The sequence below is a fragment of the Bradyrhizobium sp. P2_E8 genome, assembly GCF_056403875.1.
In genome coordinates, this window is the sequence record NZ_JBFUES010000710.1 from 1 (window position 1) to 4,124 (window position 4,124).

The window sequence follows — 4,124 nt, forward strand, 5'->3', positions numbered from 1 at the left end:
GTCCAGCAGCTGGAAGATCACGCCGCAGAGCAACCGTTACGGCTACCGCCTGCAAGGCCCCGCCGTGAAGCCGGAGGTGCCGATCGAGAAGCGCTCGCACGGCATCGTCCCTGGCGTCATCCAGATTCCACCGAACGGACAGCCGATCATCCAGATGCGCGACGCGCAGACGTCCGGCGGCTACCCGAAGATCGCAACCGTGATCCGGGCCGACTTGTGGCGTGTCGGGCAGGCGCGGCTCGGCGGCAAGCTGCGGTTCGAACAAACGGCTTACACCGATGCGCTGGCAGCCGAGGCCGAGATGGCGGCCTATCTCGATCGGCTCAGGACCAATGTTCGCCTTGTCGAGGAGACCAGAACATGCCGATCGAGCTGACTGACATCGCGCGTCTGGCGCAAATCCTCGAAAAATCCGGCGTCGACACCATCGAAATCGAGGAGCCCGGCCAGTCCCTGAAGCTCGTCGTCGACACGGGTCCGCGGATGGCCGCGTCACCGACGCTTGCTGCCCCCGCTGCAGACCATTCCGTCATCGCCAAAGCCGACGTCGCAGGGCATTTCCTTGCGGCTCATCCCTGGCGGGACAAGCCGTTCGTCGCACAGGGTCAGCGCATCGAGGCCGGCGCGGTCGTCGGACTCGTCAAGATCGGGCTCTTGTATGCGCCCATCGTGGCACCGGCCGCCGGCACCGTCGATGCCGTGATCGCGGAGCCTGGCGCAACGGTCGGCTACGGCACGCCGATTGTGCGCATCCGCCCGCTCGCCGGGAGCAGCCCTATCAATTGAGCAGGACGGTTGCGGGCGTGACTTCGCCGCCGCCCTGCTCGATCACGCGGCGCACCGTGCCGGCGAGGTTGACCGATCCGGGCGTGTCGCTGTGGATCAGGATCGAGCGCGCCTCGACCTTGATCGACTTGCCCTCGATCGTCTGCACAGTGCCGCTGTCGAGGAAGCGCTTGACCCGTTCGGCCACGGCCTCAGTCGAGGTGATGACCGAGTTGGGAAGCTTGCGGGACACCAGATGGCCGTTCTCGTCATACGCGCGGTCAGCCAGGAACAGAGTGAGGATGCGCAGGCCCACCTTGCGCGCGGCGCGCACGATCTTGGCGTCCGGCTGCGAGAACACGATGAAATCGCGATTGATGGTCGCAATCGCACGGGCCACAACATCGGCCATGTCGGGGTCGGCATTGACCATGTTGCCCATCGCGGCGTGGAAGCTGACATGGGTTACGCGGTGACCCGCATTGGCCGCGATCGCCTGCAAGGCGCCGATCTGATAGACCATATGCTTCTCGAGCTCGGCGGAGTCCATCTGAATCACGCGGCGGCCAAATCCGAGAAGGTCAGGCAGGCCCGGATGGGCGCCGACCTCGACCCCCTTCTGCTTCGCCAGGCGAACCATGCGATCCATGATGATGGGATCGCCGGCGTGGAAACCGCACGCCACGTTGGCCGATGAGATGATGCTCATCAGCGCCTCGTCGTCGCAGATGCGATAATTGCCGAATCCTTCACCCATGTCCGAATTGATGCCGATTTTCATGTTCGTACCCTGCTCTTGTTATTGTTGACGTCCACTCAAAGCGCTCGATACAGATCCGCGGTCGCACGCAACTTCGCGAGGTAGTCGTTGACCGGAGCCATGGCCGCGACCGCGTCCTGGTAGCTCACCTCGCTGAAGGCAATGAACGATCCCGGCGCCGCCTGGCCGAGGCGCCAGAGATCGGCCTGGATCACGGCCGCCATCTTCGGATAGCCACCGGCCGTATTGGCGTCGCTCATCTGGATGATCGGCTCGCCGGCCGGCGGCACCTGCACGACGCCAGCCACCACGCCGTGCGAGCGCATCTCGACCGGCGCATCCAATGTCAGCTTGCCGCCGGTGAGACGGTAGCCGCCGCGATCGCTCTGGCCGCTGATCTTCCATCGCGTCGACCAGAACGTCGCCTGCATCTCCTCCGAGAACAGGTCGAACTCGCCGGCCCGCATGACGCGTAACCGCAGCCCACGGTCATCCGCCGGAGCGGCGCCTGGAATCGCGACATCCGGCGGCRCCACACCGAAGTCGAAGCGGCCCACGCTGCCGCACGACGAACTCCCGATCGGCACGACGTCGCCCGCCTGCAAGGTACGGCCCTCAAGCCCGCCGAAGCCGCCGCGCAGATGAGTGCTGCGCGAGCCCAGCACGCGCGGAACATCGATGCCGCCGCCGAACGTCGTGTAGACCCGCGCGCCACGTCGCGGCGCGGTGATCGCGAGAACGTCGCCCGCCCTTGCCTGCGTGCACCACCACGGCCGGACGGTCGATCCCGCCAGCGTCGAGTCGTGATCGGCGCCAGTGAGCGCAAACGCAGTATCTGTCTGGAAGCGCAGGCGGAACGGAAAGGTCTGAATCTCGATGCCGGCCGCACCATCTTCATTGCCGAGCAGCGCATTGCCGGCGGCGAGCGCGACGGGATCCATGGCGCCGGACGTGCTCACGCCGAAACGACGCGCGCCGTGGCGACCAATATCCTGGATGGTGTTAAAGGCGGGGCTGGCCAATATCTCGATCACAGCTCGACCCGATCGATTCTGAATCTGACGCGATCGCCCGGAAGCATCAGGGACGGTTGCTCACTCTGTGGATCGAACATGGTGACCGATGCCCATCCGATCGCGTTCCATCCATTCGGACTTGTCAGCACCGCGACGCCCGTCTGCATCCCGCCGATCGTCACCGAGCCCGCCCGCATGTTGAGCGACGGCACGGATTTGCGCGGCATGTGAATGCGCGGATCGAGGCCGTGGAGATATCCGAAACCCGGCGAGCTCGCGACGGCGCAGACGGTGTATTCGCCTTCGCTGTGAATCCTGATGACATCACGCTCGGACAATCCGGCGCGGCTCGCAACAGCCGGCAGGTCGAAGCCGAGCTCCCCGCCGTAGATCACGGGAATTTCGATGAGCTTGCCGTCGGCCTTTCGGCTCGGCACGCGATGCCATAGTTCGACGATCGAGGCGCCGAGCATGCCGATATCCGCCGGCGGCTGCTCGAATACGAGCATCACATTGGTGACGCCGATGACGGCCTCCTGGACGTTGGGCCAGGTGGAAACCGCATCCGCAAGGGCCCAGATGCGTCCCTGTTGAACCAGGTCGAAGTCACCCGGCGCCTCGACCAGCATTGCAAGCGTGCCGATCAGGCTGATCTTCGGGCTCTTCTCGATCGTGCCGACAAAAGGAGCGTTGCGCTGATTAATCGACAAAAGGGCCTCGCTGGTCGAACGCACGTGGCGCTGCCACCCCTAAATCTAGCCAAGCGGCGCAAGCCGATCCAAGACGATGTTCGTCTGCGGGTATAAGGGATGTCGATTGCCCGCGAGACGTCGCGTCCCCGGCTTCAGTGACGCACAATCACGTGATTGCTGGGCGACTCCCACCGCGCCACGACCTCCTCGCCCACCGCGTATCGAAGTCCGGCCTGCTGCGACTGGTTTTGCTCGAACACGATGATCTGCCCGCCACTCGGCGTCTTGAGATAGTAGTGACTGACGAACCCGCGATAGATGGCCTGGTCGACACGCGCCGTCACGCTGTTGGCGCCTTGCGCCGTCGGGCTCTGGCCAACGCGCTCGACCACGATTGCCTCGGGCCTAATCGAGACCATCACGTCGCTTGCCGATTGCGGAATCTGGTCGACCTGGAGGCTCAATTCGGGCGAGACACGAACGAGCGCCCCGCTCCCGTCGCGCTGCTCAATGGGCCCCTGGAACAGATTCGACGCGCCGATGAACTGCGCAACGAATTTTGACGCCGGACGCTGATAGATTTCCGTCGCCGAGCCGACCTGCTCGAGCTTGCCGTCGCGCATCACAACGATCTTGTCGGCCATCGTCAGGGCTTCGTCCTGGTCGTGGGTCACCATGATGGTGGTCAGACCGAGCCTGCGCTGAAGGGCGCGCAGCTCGACCTGCATGCTCTCGCGAAGCCCCTTGTCGAGCGCCCCGAGCGGCTCGTCCAGCAGCAGCATCGCCGGCTCGATCACCAGGGCGCGCCCCAGTGCGACGCGCTGCTGCTGACCACCGGAGAGCTGCGCCGGATAGCGCTTCCCGAAGCTCGACAGCTGGACGAGATTGAGG

The 4,124-nt window shown here is 64.8% G+C and carries 5 protein-coding genes and 1 pseudogene; 2 read left to right on the forward strand and 4 right to left on the reverse strand.

Annotated elements, in window-relative coordinates:
- Window positions 1-376: pseudogene (locus AC1D00_RS30090) on the forward strand (5-oxoprolinase subunit C family protein); the annotation flags it as partial.
- Window positions 361-786 carry an acetyl-CoA carboxylase biotin carboxyl carrier protein gene (locus tag AC1D00_RS30095; protein WP_011086416.1) on the forward strand — a complete coding sequence of 142 codons (426 nt, stop codon included), beginning with the start codon at window positions 361-363 and terminating at the stop codon, window positions 784-786. The pseudogene AC1D00_RS30090 and the gene AC1D00_RS30095, both read left to right, overlap by 16 nt.
- Here AC1D00_RS30095 and AC1D00_RS30100 read toward each other — a convergent pair.
- The 4 genes from AC1D00_RS30100 to AC1D00_RS30115 all read right to left on the reverse strand — a co-directional run.
- Entirely contained in the window at window positions 779-1,546 is a 768-nt protein-coding gene (locus AC1D00_RS30100; protein WP_025576065.1) for a 5-oxoprolinase subunit PxpA, read from the reverse strand. The two genes, AC1D00_RS30095 and AC1D00_RS30100, sit on opposite strands and share 8 nt — an antisense overlap.
- Window positions 1,547-1,581: 35 nt before the next feature.
- On the reverse strand, window positions 1,582-2,559 hold the full coding sequence (locus tag AC1D00_RS30105) for a 5-oxoprolinase subunit C family protein (protein ID WP_477013168.1): 978 nt from the start codon (window positions 2,557-2,559) through the stop codon (window positions 1,582-1,584).
- A complete protein-coding gene (gene pxpB / locus AC1D00_RS30110) occupies window positions 2,556-3,251 on the reverse strand; it encodes a 5-oxoprolinase subunit PxpB (RefSeq protein ID WP_027544790.1) in 696 nt (231 codons plus the stop codon). Before pxpB ends, AC1D00_RS30105 begins: the two co-directional genes overlap by 4 nt.
- A gap of 134 nt (window positions 3,252-3,385) precedes the next feature.
- Window positions 3,386-4,124: ABC transporter ATP-binding protein (locus tag AC1D00_RS30115; protein ID WP_477013169.1), on the reverse strand; the 739-nt coding region annotated here is incomplete at its 5' end.